The organism is Metabacillus halosaccharovorans (genome assembly GCF_002019635.1).
Taxonomy (GTDB): Bacteria; Bacillota; Bacilli; order Bacillales; family Bacillaceae; genus Metabacillus; species Metabacillus halosaccharovorans.
Genome location: NZ_KV917373.1, coordinates 188,419 through 209,591, shown reverse-complemented (window position 1 = coordinate 209,591; position 21,173 = coordinate 188,419). Strand labels below are relative to the sequence as shown.

21 protein-coding genes are annotated in these 21,173 nt (G+C 35.8%); 4 read left to right on the top strand and 17 right to left on the bottom strand.

Going from position 1 to position 21,173, the window contains the following annotated elements:
* Positions 1-47 precede the first annotated feature (47 nt).
* A complete protein-coding gene (locus tag BK577_RS25380; protein WP_078435651.1) occupies positions 48-908 on the top strand; it encodes a peptidylprolyl isomerase in 861 nt (286 codons plus the stop codon).
* Positions 909-1,199: 291 nt separating this feature from the next.
* On the opposite strand, the gene BK577_RS25375 is transcribed toward BK577_RS25380, so the two are convergent.
* The 6 genes from BK577_RS25375 to BK577_RS25350 all read right to left on the bottom strand — a co-directional run bounded on the left by BK577_RS25375 (position 1,200) and on the right by BK577_RS25350 (position 9,486).
* Positions 1,200-1,415: a sporulation YhaL family protein gene (locus BK577_RS25375; RefSeq protein WP_078435597.1), complete on the bottom strand. Its 216-nt coding sequence runs from the start codon at positions 1,413-1,415 to the stop codon at positions 1,200-1,202.
* Positions 1,416-1,517: 102 nt separating this feature from the next.
* Positions 1,518-2,462 (bottom strand): 3'-5' exoribonuclease YhaM, encoded by a 945-nt coding sequence (gene yhaM / locus BK577_RS25370; RefSeq protein WP_078435596.1) that lies wholly within the window; start codon positions 2,460-2,462, stop codon positions 1,518-1,520.
* A gap of 371 nt (positions 2,463-2,833) precedes the next feature.
* Positions 2,834-5,824, bottom strand: a complete 2,991-nt coding sequence (locus tag BK577_RS25365; protein ID WP_169908507.1) for an ATP-binding protein — start codon at positions 5,822-5,824, stop codon at positions 2,834-2,836.
* A 10-nt stretch (positions 5,825-5,834) separates the two neighbouring features.
* Positions 5,835-7,073 carry a metallophosphoesterase family protein gene (locus tag BK577_RS25360; RefSeq protein ID WP_078435594.1) on the bottom strand — a complete coding sequence of 413 codons (1,239 nt, stop codon included), beginning with the start codon at positions 7,071-7,073 and terminating at the stop codon, positions 5,835-5,837.
* Positions 7,074-7,340: 267 nt separating this feature from the next.
* Positions 7,341-8,594, bottom strand: a complete 1,254-nt coding sequence (locus tag BK577_RS25355; RefSeq protein ID WP_078435593.1) for an ABC transporter permease — start codon at positions 8,592-8,594, stop codon at positions 7,341-7,343.
* On the bottom strand, positions 8,587-9,486 hold the full coding sequence (locus BK577_RS25350) for an ABC transporter ATP-binding protein (RefSeq protein WP_078435592.1): 900 nt from the start codon (positions 9,484-9,486) through the stop codon (positions 8,587-8,589). Before BK577_RS25350 ends, BK577_RS25355 begins: the two co-directional genes overlap by 8 nt.
* A 122-nt stretch (positions 9,487-9,608) precedes the next feature.
* Here BK577_RS25350 and BK577_RS25345 point away from each other — a divergent pair, with 122 nt between their 5' ends.
* The gene (locus BK577_RS25345) at positions 9,609-9,794 is read left to right on the top strand and encodes a YhzD family protein (protein ID WP_078435591.1); all 186 of its coding nucleotides are present in this window, start codon (positions 9,609-9,611) and stop codon (positions 9,792-9,794) included.
* Positions 9,795-9,845: 51 nt separating this feature from the next.
* On the opposite strand, the gene BK577_RS25340 is transcribed toward BK577_RS25345, so the two are convergent.
* Positions 9,846-10,622: an enoyl-CoA hydratase gene (locus BK577_RS25340; RefSeq protein WP_078435590.1), complete on the bottom strand. Its 777-nt coding sequence runs from the start codon at positions 10,620-10,622 to the stop codon at positions 9,846-9,848.
* A 355-nt stretch (positions 10,623-10,977) separates the two neighbouring features.
* The gene (locus tag BK577_RS25335) at positions 10,978-12,474 is read right to left on the bottom strand and encodes a coproporphyrinogen III oxidase (protein ID WP_078435589.1); all 1,497 of its coding nucleotides are present in this window, start codon (positions 12,472-12,474) and stop codon (positions 10,978-10,980) included.
* A 278-nt stretch (positions 12,475-12,752) separates the two neighbouring features.
* Between BK577_RS25335 and BK577_RS25330 the strand changes: the two genes are divergently transcribed.
* Complete coding sequence (locus BK577_RS25330; RefSeq protein WP_078435588.1) at positions 12,753-13,073, top strand: hypothetical protein; 321 nt, start codon at positions 12,753-12,755, stop codon at positions 13,071-13,073.
* A 263-nt stretch (positions 13,074-13,336) separates the two neighbouring features.
* Here BK577_RS25330 and BK577_RS25325 read toward each other — a convergent pair whose 3' ends face one another.
* The 6 genes from BK577_RS25325 to BK577_RS25295 all read right to left on the bottom strand — a co-directional run bounded on the left by BK577_RS25325 (position 13,337) and on the right by BK577_RS25295 (position 17,845).
* Positions 13,337-13,759, bottom strand: coding sequence for a GNAT family N-acetyltransferase (locus tag BK577_RS25325; protein WP_078435587.1), 423 nt, complete (start codon positions 13,757-13,759; stop codon positions 13,337-13,339).
* Positions 13,760-13,828: 69 nt separating this feature from the next.
* Positions 13,829-14,260, bottom strand: coding sequence for a GNAT family N-acetyltransferase (locus BK577_RS25320; RefSeq protein ID WP_078435586.1), 432 nt, complete (start codon positions 14,258-14,260; stop codon positions 13,829-13,831).
* A 119-nt stretch (positions 14,261-14,379) separates the two neighbouring features.
* Complete coding sequence (locus BK577_RS25315; RefSeq protein WP_078435585.1) at positions 14,380-14,922, bottom strand: hypothetical protein; 543 nt, start codon at positions 14,920-14,922, stop codon at positions 14,380-14,382.
* 75 nt (positions 14,923-14,997) lie between these two features.
* Entirely contained in the window at positions 14,998-15,681 is a 684-nt protein-coding gene (locus tag BK577_RS25310) for a hypothetical protein (protein WP_078435584.1), read from the bottom strand.
* A 541-nt stretch (positions 15,682-16,222) separates the two neighbouring features.
* A complete protein-coding gene (locus BK577_RS25300) occupies positions 16,223-16,783 on the bottom strand; it encodes an AAA family ATPase (RefSeq protein WP_078435582.1) in 561 nt (186 codons plus the stop codon).
* 147 nt (positions 16,784-16,930) lie between these two features.
* Positions 16,931-17,845: a phosphatidate cytidylyltransferase gene (locus BK577_RS25295; RefSeq protein ID WP_078435581.1), complete on the bottom strand. Its 915-nt coding sequence runs from the start codon at positions 17,843-17,845 to the stop codon at positions 16,931-16,933.
* 79 nt (positions 17,846-17,924) lie between these two features.
* On the opposite strand from BK577_RS25295, the gene BK577_RS25290 reads away from it, so the two are divergent.
* Entirely contained in the window at positions 17,925-18,470 is a 546-nt protein-coding gene (locus tag BK577_RS25290; RefSeq protein WP_078435580.1) for a hypothetical protein, read from the top strand.
* Between the two features lie 31 nt (positions 18,471-18,501).
* On the opposite strand, the gene BK577_RS25285 is transcribed toward BK577_RS25290, so the two are convergent.
* The 3 genes from BK577_RS25285 to BK577_RS25275 all read right to left on the bottom strand — a co-directional run bounded on the left by BK577_RS25285 (position 18,502) and on the right by BK577_RS25275 (position 21,112).
* Complete coding sequence (locus tag BK577_RS25285; RefSeq protein WP_078435579.1) at positions 18,502-19,371, bottom strand: Cof-type HAD-IIB family hydrolase; 870 nt, start codon at positions 19,369-19,371, stop codon at positions 18,502-18,504.
* Positions 19,372-19,538: 167 nt separating this feature from the next.
* On the bottom strand, positions 19,539-19,886 hold the full coding sequence (locus BK577_RS25280) for a YlbF/YmcA family competence regulator (RefSeq protein WP_026560343.1): 348 nt from the start codon (positions 19,884-19,886) through the stop codon (positions 19,539-19,541).
* A gap of 89 nt (positions 19,887-19,975) precedes the next feature.
* Positions 19,976-21,112 (bottom strand): DUF445 domain-containing protein, encoded by a 1,137-nt coding sequence (locus BK577_RS25275; RefSeq protein ID WP_169908505.1) that lies wholly within the window; start codon positions 21,110-21,112, stop codon positions 19,976-19,978.
* Between the last annotated feature and the right edge of the window lie 61 nt (positions 21,113-21,173).

The window sequence follows — 21,173 nt, the reverse complement described above, 5'->3', positions numbered from 1 at the left end:
AGCTGGATCCAGTAAAAATCTAATTTAACTAGGAGTTGTAGAAGATGATGAAAAAGTTTGCCATTGTACTAGCAACAGCAACAAGCTTACTTGCGTTAAGCGCATGTAACAATGCTGATTCAGAAGTTGTTGTTGAAACAAAAGCGGGAAATATTACGAAAGATGAATTTTATGAAGCAATGAAAGACCGTTTCGGTGGAGATGTTCTGACTGAACTTGTTCACGAAAAGGTACTTAGCGATAAATATGAAGTAACAGATGATGAAGTACAAAAAGAATTTGATAATCTTAAAACACAATATGGTGCGCAATTTGAAAGTGTCATCCAAGCACAAGGTGAAGATGTTGTGAAACAAATGGTCAAAGTTGATTTGTTAAGAAAGAAGGCTGCAGAAGCTGAAGTTGAAGTCACTGATGAGGATATCAAAGCTTATCACGAATCTTTAGAAGGACAAATTAGAGCAAGCCATATCCTTGTTGAAGATGAAGCAACTGCAAAAGAAGTAAAAGAAAAACTTGATGCCGGTGAAAAATTTGAAGACCTTGCAAAAGAACATTCAATCGATCCAGGTTCTGCTCAAAACGGAGGAGATCTCGGGTGGTTTGGTGAAGGTGCAATGGTAAAAGAATTCCAGGACGCAGCCTTTAAGTTAAAAGAAGGAGAAGTAAGTGCTCCTGTAAAATCTGAATTCGGTTACCATATCATTAAAGTGACTGAAACTGTAAAACCGTTGGATGAAATGAAAGAATCACTAACTGAAGAGGTTCGCAAACAAAAAGTTCAACAGCCAGAAACAATGCAAAGTGCTTTAGACAAAACCCTTAAAGATTCAAATGTTGATGTGAAAGATGAAGATTTAAAAGATCTATTTAAAGCTGAAGAAGCTGCTGAGGAAACTAAGGAATAAGAATTGTTCAAAGGAACAAAAGCGCAAGCGCCTTGATCAGCCCCGACAAGCATAAGACGCAAATGAATAGAAGACGTTCTTTGTCTTCAATTCATTTGTGGCTTATGACCTCGAGGGGCTAGGCGCTGGAGCTGGATGTCGAAGCGCTTTTCCACAGTTCAAGAATTTTATAATTTCCTAAACGACAAATAAGGCTCTCGTTTATTCGAGAGCCTTATTTTTACTATCAGAGCGTATAAGAAAAACTATGGCTTTCACCATAAGGTCTTGGCGACAAGCCAAATTTTCTAATTAGCTTGCAGACTGATCATCTTGTAGTGGTTGCTGTTCGAGAACGGCCTTTTTCTTTTGGCGCTCCTGCTCGATTCGATCAAGATAGACTTGACCTTCTTTTTCAATGAAATCTTCGTCAATCATTTTATCCTGACGCGATGTTTTAAATGCCATATATCCACTGACGAGTATTCCTATCACACATAAATAAATCCACCAAGGCAACATGACCATTACTGCTTCCCCCTTTAACTTGTACAAAAGACAAGCCTTTTTCTAGGAGCATATGATCACATTTCTTATATTATGCCTTTCATTATTCATTTGCATAGAAAATTATTTATGAAAAGAAGGTTTATAAAATGAACGGTTATCTAAAGCAAAAACTCTTTCTGTATACTCACCCGGCTTCACTCGCTCAAGTGCCCGATCAAGCATGTTCATTTTTGCATCAAGATTGTCAATATAATGGAGAATTTCAGCTTCTTTGATCATCGGAGGCTTTGGACTTCCCCATTCTGCCTTTCCATGATGACTTAGTACTAAATGCTGAAGAACAACAATTTCTTCCCCTTCAATTTGTAAATGCTCTGCCGCTTTGGCGATTTCATTCACCATGATCGAAATATGACCTAATAAATTCCCTTCAACCGTGTAGGTTGTACTAATTGGCCCAGACAGTTCAATGACTTTTCCTAAATCATGAAGGATTACACCAGCATAAAGCAGGTCAGTATCCAAGCTTGGATATAAAGTGGCAATGGACTTGGCCAAATCAAGCATAGAGACAACATGGTACGCCAGCCCTGATACAAACTCATGATGGTTCTTTGTTGCAGCAGGATATTCCATAAATGCTGAACCATGTTTCTTTAATAAATATCTTGTTACTCGTTGGATATTTGAATTTTTCATGTCAAATATATACTGAGTAATTTTTTCATTCATCACATCTTTAGCAATTGGTGCTGTCTCTAATAGGTCTGATATTTCAATTTTTTCTTCATCATGTTTTGGACGGATTTTTCGGATTTTCAGTTGATTACGCCCCCGATAGTGATGAATATCGCCTAATACCTTAACAATACTTTGAGGGCTATACATGGTTTCATCTTCTTGAGAAGCGTCCCAAAGCTTTGCTTCTATTTCACCTGAGGTATCTTGTAAGATTAATGTTAAGAATGCTTTTCCATTACTTGCAATTCCTTTTGTTGAAGACTTAATTAATAAGTGAACTTCTACTTGTTCCCCAATGTCATGATGCAATATTCCTTTTCCCATCCTAAGTTCTCCTCTCAATGGTTGTTTATCTGTGCTTCAGCTATTTCTTATTAAGGCTGTTTTCGTAAACTTTATTCCTTTGTACTTGTTTTAGGTTAAGTTGATTGGAGCTCCAGGATGCTCGCTTTCCGTGGGGCGTGCGGTGAGCCTCCTCGTCGCTTTAACGCCTGCGGGGTCTCACCTGCCACGCTGCTCCCACAGGAGTCTCGCACCTTCCGCTCCAATCAACTTTAAATATTTGTACTTATAGAACCTATAATATTTTTAAAATCAATAGCTTTAATCACATTAAAGATTCAAAGATCATTTGTATGGCTAGTATAGCATAATTCGGTTCTATCCTGTTTGAGGAAGTTTAGTACCTTTGTTATTTAGCTAATATTAATCGTTTTAGAGAGATTGACCATATGCTCGGGCTGTGATGATTCGGCTATGTGGTGATGACATGTAAAGAAAATGACTTGTTGATCTTTTTTTAGCTCATGTAATAACTTTAACGTATTCGATGTTCTGCGGTGGTCGAAATGAACAAAACTATCATCAATCATGACTGGCAGTTGTAGTTGCGAATTAATGTTTTTGATGACAGCCAATCGAATCGACAGGTATAGTTGCTCGGCAGTAGCTTGACTAAGCTCTTCTGCAAGAAACTTCACTCCATCTTGACGTTCCACAATAAACGATTGCTTTTCTATCGGTAGATATACCTTCTGATAGGAATTTGAAGTCAGCAATTGAAAATAATACGTGATGGAAGTCAGCAATTCCGGCAGCTTTTCTTCTCTATGTCTATGAACTGTTTTTTGAAGAAGATCCTTTGCAAGCACCCTGACAATCCATTTTTCTGCTTCATCTTTTACCATGGCTTTTTCATTTTCAAAGGCATGTCTCAACTTAGAATATGTTCCACTTTGCTCCATTTCTTTGATCTTGAAACAAATACTTGAATACTCCTGTTGCAAATGAGTTTCCTCTTTTTCCAATTGTTCCATATCATTTATTATTTCTTGTATTCTCACATCCATTGTATCGATTTTTTCATTAGCCAATTTCTCTAGGTCGATATCGCTTTCTGCAGCTAATTGCTTTTCAATCCACTGCAATTGTTTTTGTATTTCTTGACGCTCTTCATGTACTTTTGCCAGCTTTCGAAATTCATCTTCACTTTCACACTTGCTACTACAGATTAAATCATCCTGCTGTTTCTTGATAAACACAATCTCTTCTGATAATGAAGCTAGTTCTTCTACAACCTCTTCCTTTTTCTCGAATATTTTCTCTCGCTTTGCAGCTTTAGCTATTTCCACACTACTTTGTTCACCTAATATATAGATAGATTCTTTAATTGAGGACCGCTCAATTTGGCATAATTCAGCTAATTTCCTTACTTCTTCCTCAAACTCCAATTGCTCTTGGTGAAATAATCTTGCTTCTGAACTATATTTATTCTTTTCTATGATTACACTTTGAAGGTGTTGTAATGCTTCAAAAGCTTCTAAAAGAACTTCAGAAGATGCATTCGAATCAACTTGAATTTGGCTAGCAATTTCAGCAAGCTGTTCTTGTTTAAAAAATTGATCTTTTTCCCATTCTTCATACTGTTTTAACAGCCTCTCATAGACCCTTTCCTGTTGTTCAAGAGTATGCTTTTCATGGTGTAGGGATTGTTTCACCATTTGATCTTTTTCTAATGAAGTCATAATATCAGATAATTCTCTGCCTGATGAAGATTCGCTTTGATGAGCATGATAAATACGTTGCTCTAAATTCTTTAACTTCGTCTCCAAATGCTCAGCAAATGTGTCTTTTTTTGCCTGCAAATTCTTGGTCTGGAAAAGGGCTCCGATACATGCGACGAATAAAATTCCAAAGAATAGCCAATTTTGTTGAAGAAATATCCAAACAGATCCGGCTAATAAAAGAAGAGAAAGTAAGATAAAAAGAAGGGATTGTTGTTTCTTTTCTTCTTTATATTCCTGCTTACGCTTTTTCAGCTCTGTTGATACCTGCTTATGTTCCTCCTTAAGTACCGGAAGATTAGCATCCTTTCTTGAAGCTAGCTCTTGCTCTAAAGAAGACCTATCTTCATCAGTCAAAACATCATTCGTTAATTTCCCTATCTTCCATTCCGCTTCTTCAAGAGAGCTTTGAACCTGTTCAAACTGCTCATCCAGCATTTGTTTTCTGTGTTTTAACTTTACTTCATCCTCAACCAATCTCTTAAGTTTGTCTTTCATCATCATTGTCGCTTGAATAGTTAAGATGTCATCCTCCGTTAAATAAGGATACAATCGTTGCTTTAATACCTCATATTCATGTTGAAGCTGATCAATTTTTTTCTCCACAACTTGCTTGTTCTTTCCTTTTTCTTCATATAATGACATCTGCTCACGAACATATTCAATCTCGCTTTTATGTACAATAAATGCATCGTTTATATGAATCTCTGCTACTTCTTCCTCAAGTTGGGATTTTCGTGCTTGCAAAGCATGTAGCTGCATATTCAGCGGCTGAAGTGTTACATGAAGATGGTCCAACTTCTTAAGTCCAGCTTCAGGAAAATGTTCTGTTGCAGGCAATTGTTTTAACTGGTCCATACACCAATTTTTTTCTTTTGCTAAAGGAAGAACTGTTTTTGCTTTTTCCAAATACCTATGCTCTAACAGTTTATTTCGTTTTGTTTCAATAATGGATGTTAGTCGTGACTGAAGTGACGCTTTTTCATTTTGAAATTGCTCATAAAGATGATTATTACGCTTTGCTTCCTGCAGATCTGCAGCCTGTTCTTTTAGCTTCACAAGCCCTTCATTTACTGTCGGTCTTTTTCCATTTGGTTTATATAAAAGGTCCATTTGCTTTGTTAATTGATCATCAATTGTAAAAAGTGCATCAGCCCCGTAGATACTTGAAAGAAATAGATATTTTCCGATTTGATTGGCATCAAGTTTTTGAATTTGCTGTAGACCATGGACATCAAAGGAAAATATGGAGCGATAGGATTCCTTATCCACCCCACCTAAAAGTGTTTGTAAAAACTCTTCATTCTCTATTGTTCCATCTTCATATTCAATCTTAACATCACCGCCAAATTTACCAGGCAATCGTTCAATTTTCAGACGCTGTCCACTTTCTAATCGGGCGACTACACAGCCGCCATAGCTTGTCGCTCTTTTAGGTTCATAACGGTTTTCCGATTGCTGCTTTGTTGGGAAGCCAAACAGGATACTGTGTATAAATGACATAATCGTTGATTTACCTGCTTCATTTTCTCCATAAATAACGGAAAAATTTGCTTGTCCGAGCATAATATGTTGATTTTCAAATTTCCCATATCCGTAGATCTTCAGTTCTTCTATTCTCAATCTTTTCACCTCACTTATGCTCGTGATGTTGCAGTAATTCACGATGTAGTAGTTGCTCCGCTTTTTTTAGAAGCTGTTTTTGTTCCTCAAGTGTATAACTGCCAATATGCTTACGGAATAATGGATTTTTTTTCAATGGTTCAATTACTTCATCAAATTCGTCATAGCTCTCGATTGTGTTTTCCAGGTCTTGATAAAAAGTCGATAGTTTTTGTGAGGTTGTTCGAGGTTTGATGGTACGATCAATGATTTTAACCACCCAAACAAAATTCTCCTGATCATTATGTTGCTCATTCAAAACATCAAGAAGATCCTCAACAAGATCCTGAGAGTTGAGTTCATTTGCTAATTCACCTGAGTCCACAAATGAGATTGTTAAACAAATCGATTTGTTTTGTCTTTTTAAGTTCTCAATCGATCTTTCACAGGCTTGAATTAAATCGGACAGGTTTTGACATTTGTGGATTGAAACGTCAATCTCTTCCCATCTTATTACTTCTGTTGAAACAAATGTATTTGTTACTTTTCCTTCTTCCATTTCAACTAAGTAACAGCCTTTTCTGCCTGATTCCTTCCGATGACGGCCTTGTATATTACCCGGATATGCAATAACAGGGTGAGTTTCATGTAGTACCTGACGTTTATGAATATGACCTAACGCCCAATAGTCAAAGTCTTTACTTAATAAATCATTTACTTTAAATGGGCAATAAACGTCATGCTCTTTGTTTCCTTCTGCAGAACCATGCAACATTCCGATGTGGAATACATTAGGATATTCTATTTTTATGTATTGTGACGTGATATTCTCATGTACAGCACGCTCAGGATAGCTATAACCGTATATATAGGCTGTCGGTATTTTATTTTTTATATATTCTTTTACTTCAACTTTGTGACTTGAAAACACATGAACATTTTCCGGCCATACTAGATCAAGCCACTTCCCGCCCATATGATCGTGATTTCCATGAATAATATAGACTTGAATATCCTTTTCTGCCAACCGTTCGAATTCTTTTTTTATTTTTAATTGGGCTTTTAAGCTTCTTTCATCTTCATCGTATAAGTCACCTGATAGTAAGATAAAATCCACCTTTTCTTTAATGGCATATGTGATGATGTTTGAAAAGGATGTAAACGTGCTTTCTCTTACTTTTTCAAAGAGCTTTGCGGGCATATGTTTTAGTCCTAGAAAAGGGCTGTCTAAATGCAGGTCTGCAGCATGGATAAATTTAATGGCACTCATATATACCTCTTTCTTTGTTTTCCTTTGTTTACCTATTATTTTACCATCTATGAAATACGAATGCACGTTCTGTTGATTAACATTAGTTATAAACTTTCAACTCGAAAATTGCAGTTTTCTTGTACTTGTTGTTATAAATTAGTTCGTTCCATTGCGCTCCAGACACTATAAGGTTAAGATTCATAAGCAATAATCTTTTGAAAACACCATTAATTAGAGAAGACCATTAAAAAAGAGAATAGCTTTCAAAGCCATTCTCCTTCTATTTTATTTATTCTTAGAAAGCATAAGTGCTCTTTTTAGATCTTTAAAGGATGAGGATTTCCCGTAGATGAGGACTCCACCTTTGTAGACTCTTGCTCCAAACACGGCTAATACGATAATTGATCCGAGCAGGATGGCGATTGATAGTGCAATTTCCCAAAATGGGATATTTAACATTCCTACACGGAGGAACATGATCATTGGTGTAAAGAACGGAATGTACGATGTAACCGTGATGAATGGTGCTTCAGGGTTTGTTAATCCAAACATCGCAATCATAAATGCGCCAACAATGATAAAGATCATAGGTGATATTAATTGTTGGACATCTTCAATCCGGCTGACGAGTGAGCCTAAGAATGCTGCAAGTGTTGCAAAAAGGAAATATCCTAATAAAAAGTAAATTCCTGCATAAATGAATGTTGAGGTTGGAATATCGGAAAACCCAAACATTCCTCCCGTCATTGCCGATAGATCATCCATTTTTGCCTGTATAGAAGCATATCCTACAATTAAAATAACAAGCATTTGCGTTATGCTTAATAACCCGATTCCGATCAGCTTTGCAAACATCTGCTTGACCGGTGAGACACTGGAGATTAAAATTTCCATCACTCTTGAAGATTTTTCTGTTGCGACCTCTGTCGCAATCATGCTCGCATAAAAAATAACAGAGAAATAAATAACAAATAAGAGAACATATACTAAGCCTCTTGCTTGATTTAATTCTTCTTCTGTTTTCGCATTGTCCTCCAGGGCGACTTTTTGAACTTCCACAGGTGTGAATAATTGGTCTAATTCATTTGTTTGCAGCCCGAGCTTTTCTCTTCCTATTTCAAGTTTTGTTTGCTGCAATACTTGTTCGACCTGTGTAAAAACCTGACTATCAGTGATTGAGCTTGTTTTTACAGTAGCTTGCGGAAGTTGATTAGCATCATTGGTTAAAACAATAATTCCATCTAACTCTCCAGCCAGAACACTTTTTTCTAATTCTTTTTCTTCCTTGTCTGACGTTTCAATTGTAAGCGGGAAGCCCGAAGCAGCCAAATTTGCCTCAAATTGATCATAATATCCTTCCGATTGGTCAATTACAGTAAACTCTTTCGTTTGTTCACTGTTATCAAACATATCAATGATTGTTGTAATATTAGATATTCCATACAAAATGAGTGCTGTAATGATAGTTGTGATAATAAATGATTTTGTCTTAAGTTTATTCAAATAAGTATGAGCAACCATAATCCAGAATTTATTCATATGAAGCACCTACTTTTTCTATAAAAATATCATTTAGTGACGGTTCTTCAAGTGCAAATTTCCGGACAAAGCCTTTGTGTTGAAGTTCATGAAAGATTCTTTGTGAAACCTCTTCATTTTCAATTTGCAATTCAACACCCTCGGTAAGCGGCTTACTCTTGATGACACCGGATATTTTCTCTAAAAAGCCCATATCAAAGTCTCCATGAATAAAGAGATTTTTCTTTCCAAATGATCTCTTAATTTCACGTAAAGAACCATGTACCACCGGTTTTCCTTTATGCATGATGCAGAGATGCTGACATAGTTCCTCTACGTGCTCCATCCTGTGACTCGCAAAAACGATCGATGTACCGGCTTCCTTCAAATCAACAACAGCCTTTTTTAACAGTTCAACATTAATAGGATCCAGCCCACTAAATGGTTCATCTAAAATTAAAAGTTTTGGTTTATGTAAAACTGCTGCAATAAATTGTATTTTCTGTTGATTTCCTTTTGATAGCTCTTCAACTTTTTTATTTGCATACTCTGTCACATTAAATCGCTGCAGCCAGTGGTCCATCTCGGTTACCACCTGTTGCTTGGACATCCCTTTTAATCTACCTAAATACATGAGCTGATCTTTGACCTTTAATTTCGGATAAAGACCTCTCTCCTCTGGTAAATAGCCAATTTTGTCGCTTTCTTCATAAGATATTCTATTTCCATTCCATGTAATGGTGCCGTCTGAAGGATTTAACAACCCTAAAATCATCCGAAAAGTTGTCGTTTTCCCCGCTCCGTTCGCACCAAGGAAACCAAAAATTTCATTTTCCGGTATTGTGATCGAAAGTTGATCTACCGCAAGATATGAACCGAATCGCTTTGTGACAGTATCAATCGTTAAACTCATATTTCCCCTCCTCTATATGTACTACGAAAATGGTAACAGAAGGTTTCATCTTTATGCAGGAAAACTCGCGTTCATTAAGAATACTATGAAAGTATAGATCTACAACATGGGAGGAATGGGAAATGGCTATCTATTACTTAACGGTTTTTGAAAAAAACGGAGAAAAATTATTAGATGAAACCTTTGAAGCACAAAGTGAAAAAGAAGCAAAAGAAATCGGCCAACAAAAATTAGAAGAAAATAACTTTACAAATAAAACCCATCGTTGCACATCATCATCGGGTAATCTCGTATTATTTGCACGTTAATCACAAAAGTAGGGGGAGTCATATTTGTGACTCCCCCTTATCTATTGGCCTTTATTTTCCTGTAAACTGTGGTGCTCGTTTTTCTAAAAATGCTGCTACACCTTCACGATGATCTTCTGTTCGTCTCATTTCAAGCTGACTGATTGTTTCAAACTCCAAGGTTTGAATTAACTCTTGTTTTTCTTGTGAGCTAAAGAGTATCTTGGATGCAATCATTGCCTTGATTGGCCTTGCTCCTAATCTTCTTTTCATCAATTCTATTTGTTCTTCGGTGTCACCTCTATAAATTTCATCGATCAATCCCATTTCCAATGCCTTATCACTATCCATGGATTCACCTTTCCAAATTACCTGTTTTGCCAAGTGCTCACCTAAGCGTTTCTTTAAGAAAAAATGTCCTCCTCCATCTGGTACAAGGCCTATGTTGATAAAATTCATAGCTATTTTTGACTTCCTTTCGGCTAACACAGAATCACAAGCTAGCGCAAAGCTTAGACCTAACCCGGCAGCAGGTCCATTGATTAGGCTTACTGTAATCGCAGGCATTGTATAGAGGGTGACAATGATGTTTTTTATGTTGTCCATCACTTCTTTAAATCCATCTTCACTTGGACTTGATAGCATCGATTTTAAGTCTCCCCCAGCTGAAAATGCACGACCTCGGCCTGTAATAAATAATAGAGTGATGTTTGATGTGGATATTTCGCTTAGACATTCCGAGAGATCTCTTAGCATTTGAACGTCCATTGCGTTTAATGAATCTACTCTGTTTAAGTATAGTGTTGCAATGTTCCCCTCTTTGACCAGTTCAAGTGTTTGATAAGACATTTCTTCCACCCCTTATTTTTATTTCAATATATTAATTCTAAAGAATGTGGGCGATATCCTGCTTATTTCGTCTCCAGTCTTAAAAGAAGTCTGTTTTTGCATACTTTTTTGTTAGTTAATGTAGTTTATGATAAAAATAGTTCGTTCTATTACGCTCCAGAAACTCGCTTTCCGCGGGGAGGAAGCTTCGCCTGTGGGGTCTCAGCCTTTCCTCTACTTCCCGCAGGAGTCAAGTTTCTTCCGCTCCATTTCACTATAGAGTTACAATATTATTGAAGTGCAACAATCTCTGCCAAATAAGATAAAACAAAAGCAGTAGAAACTCTACTATGTAAAATTTCTACTGCTCCAGCTATTATTTAGAAAACAATTCCTCTAAAATCTTAATTTTTTCATTGGTGTAGTGTTCAAATCCGTCGTTGTAGGATTTTGGGTCTTTTGGGTTGGCGAAGTGAGTGATTTTTCTTGTTGTTGGGTCGACAAATTTACTTGCTGCTCCACATCCGATTCCAATGATGGTTTGCTGCTCTTCCATGATCATGATGTTATAAATACTATCTTGGCCTTTAAGCGCGTAGCCGACATTTTCTAAGTTACCCAGGATATTTTTTTGACGGTATAAATAATAAGGTGCATAGCCATGGTCTTTCGTCCAAGTGACAGCATGATCCATCATGGTTGTGATTTCTTCACGACTTGCTACCTTGTACTTATGCTTGTTTTGTGTCATTTCTGATGCACGTTTAAATGAAAGAGTATGAACAGTTAATGATTCAGGCATTAGTTTCGCTGATTCAGACAGGGAGTAATCAAATTCCTCCACTCCTTCACCAGGTAAGCCAATGATTAGATCCATATTAATATTGTTCATGCCCTTTTGTCTTGCTAAATGGAATTTTTCAATCGTTTCTTCCACTGTGTGGTGACGTCCGATTGCTTTTAGTGTTCCTTGAGTATATGACTGCGGATTAATACTAATGCGATCGATTTTCCATTTATTTAACACGTTAAGTTTTTCTTCTGTAATCGTATCAGGTCTACCGGCTTCAACTGTTATTTCACGAATATTTTTCACATCTGGAAATGATTCAACCATTTCCTCGTAAAGCATGTCCATTTCTTCTGCTGTAATACTAGTTGGAGTACCTCCGCCGTAATAAACCGTTGTAATCTTGATATCATTTTCTTTTAGCCATTGACCAATTGCTCTCATCTCATGGTGAAGTCCGCCTAAAAAGGATGTGACAGACCCTTGCCTTCCGTTAATTGCATAAGCCGGGAATGTACAGTAAGCACACTTTGTCGGACAAAAAGGAATCCCTACATATATACTGACTTCATTTGCCAGAGAATCAAGGTCTGGTACCACCTCAAGTTGACGCTCAACAATTTGTTGCATAAGATTGATTTTTTCATCTGACAATAGGTATTCTTCTTTAAACATTTTATGAATATCAGATGTTTTCATACCTTCTTGTCTCTTTTTATGGTAAAGCTTTGTTGGACGAATTCCTGTTAGGATACCCCATTTTTGAATCATGCCTGTGTAGTCTTGAAGTAAGGTTAAATAAACATAGGAAAGGGTGTTTTTCACATATCTTAAACGATCTTTCCCAACGAAATGGGAGGGAATTTCCCTTTCCTTGCTTGCTGTAAATTGCTTCCCATCTTCAGAGAGCAATGTTCCTTTAATAGAAACCTTTTCACTTTCTTCTTCAATAAAAAACTCTGCTTCTAGAGAATGATCGTCTTCTGTAAAGCAAGTTTTAGTTTCTTCAAAAAACAAGTTACCAATTAACGTTAGCGGTCGATGGAAACGTTCATCTTCAATGCCTTTTATATAAATTTTCATTATAATCACCTTAACTTTTTTTGTGAAAACTTATTTAAGTGTACAAAATAACTGGTTCACTGGTCAATGTAAACTTATTCTTAGTTTACTAATTATAAATTAGACATGAGAATTCAATTCGTTCCCTTGCGTTCCAATCACTACGAAAAGAGCCTAATATAAAATCATTTAGAATACGACATCTAAAAAGACATAAAATAATCATAATAATTTCCATAAGTAACTTCATAGAATAATAGTACAAGTAAGACAAGGATTAGAATAGGAGGCAGTATTCGTTGAAAAAATTTGCTCCTTTATTATTGGTTGCAATCGCCATAGTTGTAATAGGTTACTTTGATTCTCCTAAATTTGCTGAAAAAGAACAAGCCATTTCAGCTTTTCCTGTACCTGAGGAAGAAACATCCTCAGCTACTGCTGCAGAGGAGGAAGAAATAATGGGAATTCCTGAGCTAGAAAGCAGACTCGTTGATATGTATCTGGAAGACGGATATTCGGTTGAAGTGTATCAGGAGTATGAGGTATATAAGGACGAGCAAGGGAATGTTATTGAGAGGGTTGCAACAGAAAATTATAATTATTTGAGGTATAAGCAATAACAAGCATACGAGATTTCTCTTATGCTTGTTTGCTTTTGAACAGATGAGGGATTAGAAAATAGTTCGTTCCATTACGCTCCAGACACTCGCTTTCCTCTACATCCCGCAGGAGTCGAGTGTTTTCCTTTCCCGTTTCACTATAGAGTAAAAATAATATCACAAGCAACAATGTTTGCGAAAACAGCTTTTTATGAATTACACATTTAGTAAAACTCCAAATATAGTCTAACGTTTTGATAATTTAATCAATTATTATGTTTTTATTAATAGTCTTTTTTACTTGTATGTAAAGGTTTAGTCATGCATTTATTATTAATGAAATTAAATTTCGCATAAAAATCATGTGCATCTGATGTGGCCAGTGCAAATGCAGTATATTTGATGTCTGGATGTTCAAATATACAATTCATAAACCATTTTCCCAGCCCTTTTCCTCTATAATTTTCATCTATTACCACATCTAAAACCCAAGAAAATACAGCTTTATCTGTAACTACCCTTGCAAATCCAATTTGTCTGTCCAAATAATACAATCCAAAAGATAAAGAATTACTAATGCTCTTTTCAATGGTAGCTTTACTTCTGTTGGAAGCCCAATAAGTTGACGACAGCATTTCTGTAACAATATCTAAATTAATTAGATCATCGTTAGTACTAATTAGAAAATCTCCGTTTTCCCATTCCATTGCTCAACCTCCAAAGCACATACATACAATCATTTTTTTCTTTCAAATAAATAAGTAAGTGTATTTTTATTAAAACAACCGCTTTACAAATCCTGTGCTTTTTACGCTATACCCCATTTTTTTATAAAATTTATGTGCATTTTCCCGCTCAGCACGGTTTCCACTATTTAAGCCAATTCCATCTGCACCTAGGTTCTTTGCATATTTTTCAGCTTCACTTAATAGTCGTCGTCCGATCCCTTTATTACGATAATTTGAATCCACCACGAAAGCTATTACACGAGCATATATACCATCACTGTTGTAAAGTACCCCCGTATGAAAACCAATCATTCCTACAACTTTACCATCATATTCAGCGACCAGAGTATAATGATTTGGTGCTTCTTCAATATGTTTAAATCTGATCCTCATTTGCTCAACAGATGTTGGATAACCTAGTTGTTCCATTAGCGACGTTAAATCGTTTATATCTTTTGCACTCGCTCTTCGGATCACCATCTATTCCTCTCCTTAAAAGGATTCCTAATAACAGACAAGACCTCCTACTTTTCTTAGAAAGTCTTCCATTTTGGTCATTGCCTTTTCTTCTTCGTTAAAACCCCGTTCTTTGCAATAACCTAATCTCTCAAATCCTGTATTAGTTTACCTTCTTCATTAAAAAATTTATAATTTCGAAATGTATAATCACTTTTATTTGATTGTGGCAAATCCACCCAAGTTACTGACGCATTGTTTGGAGGGAATTTTTGTTCTACTATTTGTTTATTTACATCTACTTGTATTTTTGCAACTTTATTTCCATAGCTAGATACAAACATAAGCTTTGGTCTTATGTTGTTAGGTAGAATAGGAATAAATGAACTTAACGTTTCATCGTTTCTAACTTCTATGCTTCTCCATTTGTAATTACCCATACTATTTTTATTAAATTCAATATAAGCCGGTTTACCGTCAAAAAGAAAACCAACTACTCTTATATTATTAAAATCCTTAATTTCTAAAATCTCTATTGGCTTATCATCATATCCTTCTATTGATTTTATAACTTTAACAATAGACTCTTTAACATTACCATATAAAGTATTGTTAAAATGGTAGAGTGAAAATCCTCCAAACAAAATGAATACAAGAATAAAGAAAGTTAAGTTCTTCTTTTTCAAAAATTTTTATCCCTCCCTGATACGTCATCATAAATGAATCAAGCCAAAATTGTCATTTCTTGTATCGATAACTCATCACATTACCGCAGACTTCTTCTCTATTTTCAATTCACGAACTATGTAAGAAATTAATGTATCAAGTGGGTTTATTATAGGCTTTGAGGTCTTGAGCTCAACTGCCTTGGATGCATCGACCATTGATAATTGGGCAACAGAGATAGCTTTATCTTCTTTAATAAGTTTGTGCAAGTACGTGGCTATTTCTTGATCGTATTCTTGTTTTAAATCTTGCATGATTAATTCAAACGTATTGTTAATGACTGTTACTTCTATGTCTAAGGATTTTTGGCGATAATTAGCATATTGTTGGAGACGCTCCATTGTCCCGTTAACAGTAGCAGGATTTGTGAATAGAATTGTCTGAGGTTGTTGTATATGACAGATGTATTCAAAGTAAGGTTCATCAATTTTAATAATTGGAATTGATATGGAAAGTTGTTCTTCTTGTAAAATAGCAATATAGTTTGTGCAGGTAATAAGAATTGCATCCACATGACATTGTGCAATCCATTCTATTTGTTCTTTCACTTTCATCTGGGCATCTGCAGCATTAAATGTTTCATCAGATGTAACCCGATACATTAAGGCCGGGTCAACAAAATGGACTAATTCAATTTCATATGAAGAAAGTGCGTTTTCGATATATTCGATATTTGAATAATGTGCGTGTAAGCATCCCAGCTTTTTTTTCAATTCAATTCCACTCCACCTCTTGTTTATTTCAGATTATTCTATCAATATATTTAATAATGTGTCTATCAAAATATGGATAAGTAGCATATTGCTATTTCAATAAACCTAGCAAAAAAACTAAACTTCAAACAAACTGTATTCCTACTTCAATTCTATCCCTCCTTCTAATTCCATATAATGGTATAGTGAGAAACAATTAAGAAAGGAGCAAAAAAATCCATGGGTTTTGTTACATTCCTAGTAGTAATACTTGTCGCATCAATTGTTGACTTTCTTTGGCTTGATACGGAGAGTAAGCGCTGGAACTGGTTAAAAAACCGCTCCAAGCGACAACAATTATTATTTTTCCTTTTCTTTATTGGGGCTTCTTCGATTCTATATATTCTGTTTGGGATTAAATTCTTGAATTCGTAACTTAACAATGATTCAACTTAGAACTTACATAACAAAATGCAAGGATATGGGGGATTTATTTATTTGTTAGCCTTCCACGGTAAGGTAATGAGACACGCAACTCCCTCCATATTCCCTTAAACTTTTATAAACCCTATAATTGAAATCGATCTTTAATAATCTTAGCTACTTCTTCTGCACTCAAGTTCGTATTGTTTATTTTTATATATTCTTCTCTGACAATTTCATCCTTATGGGAATTCAACCTGTATGTTTTTAGTGACTCCTTTAATTCTCTTTCCGACCATTCTACATTTCTTTTTGTTGGCTTATGCTCAAGCCTATTAGGACTTTTATTTCTCTCAAGTCTTTCTTCCAGGTCAGCCTCAAGTTCTACAAAGTAAACAGTCCCTCCTTTTGACTCGAAAATCCGGCAGACTTTATCAACATAATCCCAATCTGATTGGTGATCAAATGCCCACACATATGTAAAAATCATTCCATACAAGCTGCTTTTTGATACTTCTTCAAATAGTTCTTGTCGAAACAAATTGACTAATCTTTTTCCTTCCTGTGTTCCGTAGTTAAAAAACGGATTGACCAAATCAATCGTCATATGATTATGAAACAGCTTTAGCCCAGTCAATTTAGCTAGTTCCTGACCAACTGTCATTTTCCCAACTGCCTGCGGACCAAAAATTAAAACAAATTTCATAAGGTCCCCCCCTTAAAACCATTAGTAAATTAAAGGTATTCTCTTTATCGCCAATAATTCCTCCTTAAACTTCTTTCAATTTCCCCATAAAAAGAAGGCGTTACCCTAGATCAGGATAAACGCCTAGTATGCGGATCAATCCGCTTTTTACATAAAATCAAAAAAATAACGAATCACATGAAAAAACACAGGTGATGTATAAGCTAAACTATCAACACGAGTTAAATAGCTTTTGTGCAGCATTTTTAACTTCTCTTGATCCCCAATTAATAAATCTCTTCGTAAAACAGAAATCGTCAAGCTTCCGAAGAAACCACTTAAACTTATTAAAAGACCTGAAAATAATGCAAATGTACTATCAAATGGTGTTAAGTACGGATAGATGAAATATGCTGCAGCGATTGTGATTATTGTTGCTCCTATATATCCCTCCCACGTGATGGTCGGATTTGCTGAAGGAACAACCTTTCTTTTTCCTAGATAAGTAGAGATTAAATAATGAGCAATATCATTGAGTTGTGTTAAAACAACTAAAAATAAGACAAGATTCGCTCCGTATTCAGGTGTAGCAAATTGAAAGTGAGCTAAATGACTAAGTCCGAAAACCATCAGCATTAAGCCCCATTGAGTTGAACTGACAGATCGAAGAAAACCACTGGTTCCCTTACCTAATAAACGTGGTAACGGCAAAAATAAAAAGACATAAACTGGTATAAAGACAATAAACATACCGTACCATCCGATAAATATCCAATAAAACTGAACAGGAATGGCCAAATATGACCAAAGAAATAACCGTCGATCTGCTTTCCTTGTTTTCATCATTGAAAAATATTCCTTTAATGCAAAAAAGCATAACAGCATCAAGGAAAACAACGAAACAATGGGATTAAATAACGTAGCGATACAAAAGACTGCAAACATACCCCACCATGTTTTGACACGCATAAAAACACCCGAGAAATCTTTTTTCGGTTGCTTTTTGCTCGTAAAGATAAAAATGAGATGTACACAACTTAAACTAAGAAAAATAATACCTAATGTCCAAAGGGTTGATATCACCTTTATTCCTCCAACTTTGTATTTCTATTGTATAATTAAGGATAGAATATTATGGAAGAATTTAAAAGAGGGAAACAAAATGACTTCAAAAACGTTTATTTATATTTTACTAACTGACACGGGGACATTATTTACTAAGTCTATTAAAAAATATACAAAAGCTCCTTATAATCATGCTTCCATTGCATTTGATGCAAATTTAACTGAAATGTACAGCTTTGGAAGAAAAAATCCCAATAACCCTATTAACGGGGGATTTGTGAAAGAAGATATCCATACAGGAACATATAGTAAATATCCTGAAACAACCTGTGTTATCTATAAACTGGATGTAACAAGCCGGGATGTGGAAAAAATGAGAAGGGTATTGAATGTTTTTATTAAGAATCAAAGAAGATTCCTTTATAACTTAATTGGTGTTTTAGGTGTTTCCTTAAATGAACCTGTAGAATTCAGCAATTCGTATTTTTGCTCACAATTCGTTGCTGAAATGCTTCATCGGTCCGGTATTAAGTTATGGGATAAACTCCCCGCCTTGGTAACCCCTGATGACTTTCGCAAAAATCCACATTTCCAGCTCGTATATGAAGGAAAGCTAACGGATTATCCACTAATAAAAAAATAGAAGAAGGGAAAGAATAAACTCCCCCTTCTTCTTATTGATCAATTTTAATTTTGCGTAAAAAATCCTGTCTTTGTTGCTTGCGAAAATGCTCTTTGACCATATAGTCCACACCTTGCTGATTATTAGATCTTGTCACCCAATCAGCAGCACGCTTTACTTCAAACGGTGCATTCCACATCGCAACACCTAATCCTGCTGAAGAAATCATCCCGATATCATCCTCAGCATCACCAATTGCCACCGTTTGATCTAAAGGAATGTTCAAATGACTTGCTAAAGCTCGCAACCCATTCTCCTTGGATACTCCCTTTCTAACGATGTCAAAGCTAGTTGATGAATGACTTCGAATATCGACCATATCAAAAGCTTCCTTTACAACGGTCTCAGCTTCCTGTTTTTCATCTTCATGTTTAAAATGAACATCTATTCTTGTTGCAGAAACCGGTTCATCACGAAGAGTATCTCCTAGGGAATCCACAAACTGAACAGGATAAAACATCGAATCTGATGTATTGAGGATCGATTTGCTTAATAAGTTCGGTGATACTTTTTTTCGATTTCCAATTGAAAATCTTTCATGTGTAAGACGAATATTACAATTGAAATTTTCTAATACTTGCACAACATTGAATGTTGTTTCCTCTGAAATTCGCTTTTCAAATAATGGCTTATCTAAATTTTCCGAGATGAACGCACCACCATGTGTAACAAGTAAAGAATCCAGCTTTAATGCTTTTGCCAGCTTTCTCGCAGATTGAAAATGTCTATTTGTTACAAGCGTCACATACACTTCTTTACCCTTCACAAATTCAATTGCCTCTTTCGTGGATGGCTGAAGACGACCATTTGATCGAAGCAATGTTCCATCAATATTCAAAGCAAGTAATCGATAAGCAGTCACAACAGGTCCCCCTTCTACAGATGTCAAAACCTATTATGAAGTTATGTCCCTTTTAGGAAAAATAGAACAATAGATGGGACATGATAAATTTTCCTCAACAAAAAAACAGAACGGACCCTAGTCCATTCTGCATCAAATTTACAAATGTATATGTATATAGGGTCGTCTTACTGACTTCCGTACATTTCCTCAAGCGGCTTCATAATGATTTTGTTTAATTCTGTTACAACCATACTTAATCGTTGTTCTGCAGCCATTAATTGAGAGATTAATTCATGCTGTTGAACAAGCTGCACAGATTTTTGTGCCTGATCGATTTCATCCTGCGTAATTTCTTCACCTTGCATTTGTTTTTGCTGCAGGTTTAATTGAATATTACGGAAGTTTTCAAACATTCTGCTTGCAGATTCATCTGCATTCACTTCTTCATAAAGTCTTTTTAGGTTTTTGAAATCATCACTTTCACGTAGTGCTTTTTCTAAGTTGTATGCAACATCATATAAATTCTCTGACATATGATGAGCCTCCTTTCTAGTTTTAACCTATGTAGGCTCTTCTTTCACTATAACAAACTCTTTTCAAAATTGCATTTGATGTGAGGAATTTACTGAATAAACATGACAATGATTGCTTGTAATCCTCCAATAATTCCTCCAAGCAGTGCCCCAAGATAGGTAATCATCTTAAACTCTCTCCGGGATATAGAGAGTATAATGTCCTCCAGCCGGTCCACTGCAAATGTTTCCACCTGTTCACGCACAACTTCTTCCAGCTTTAATTTCTTAAGCATTTCTTCAAGATGTGAGGTCAGATATTGAATGGAGAGAGTCACTATCTTCGGAAGCCATTCCTGAATGATTTTATCTTCATTTGGTTTTAAATATGCCGAGATTGGCTTTGATAGCAAATCCTGAACGTTTAATGTCTCAACAACTGTATTAACTAAAGTTGAGCCCTTCTCAAAGATGCCCCATTTTTGATCCAGTTCATCAAGAGTCATGTCTTGAATCTGATTCCATTCCCGACCAATTAATGTTGTGATGAGTACATGTGTTTCTTTGTTTTTCAAAAATTTCAGGACTTCGGGTTGAACCTTGTCTACAAGACTTTCATTTCCTAAAAACATCCCGATCATATTTCCGAGCATTCCTCTAGTCGCCAAAAAGTCTTCGATCATTTTTTTGAGCTTTTGCTTGCCTTCACTACTTTCAAAATAGGAAATACCTTTATCAATAATAAATTGTCCAATTTTCGGGATGGCGACATATGCCTCATCTAACAGGTTTTTTGGAAGCAGTTCTTGAAGAGGTTTGCTTTTATTCTCGTGAACCAGCTCTTCATATTTTCCCTGTAGAAACGTTTTGAGCAGCACATCAGTCTTTTGTGATGGTTCATTTACATTAAAAGACTCCAAAATTTGCTCGACTGTTTTTTCTGAGTTCGTCACCTTTTTTACTTGTGTTTCTCCCCATGAAATGAGCTGATCTTGAAACTGTGCTTGCAGAAATTTGCGCTTAATACCTTCAGCTGTTAACAAATGCTCCACAACCATTTTCCCTAACTGAGTTGCAAGCTCATCTCTTCTTTTTGGAATCAATCCAGGTGTAAAAGGTACTCTTTTCCCTAAAAAATAGATTGCATTATAGGGGCGAAATAACATTTTAATAGCCAGGGAGTTTGTCACTCCTCCAATTGCTGCCCCAACAATTATCATGATTAATGCTGTTATCATTTGATCCATTATCATCTACCTTCCACAACATCACCGATTTTTTTTAGTCACATACGATGTTATATCAACA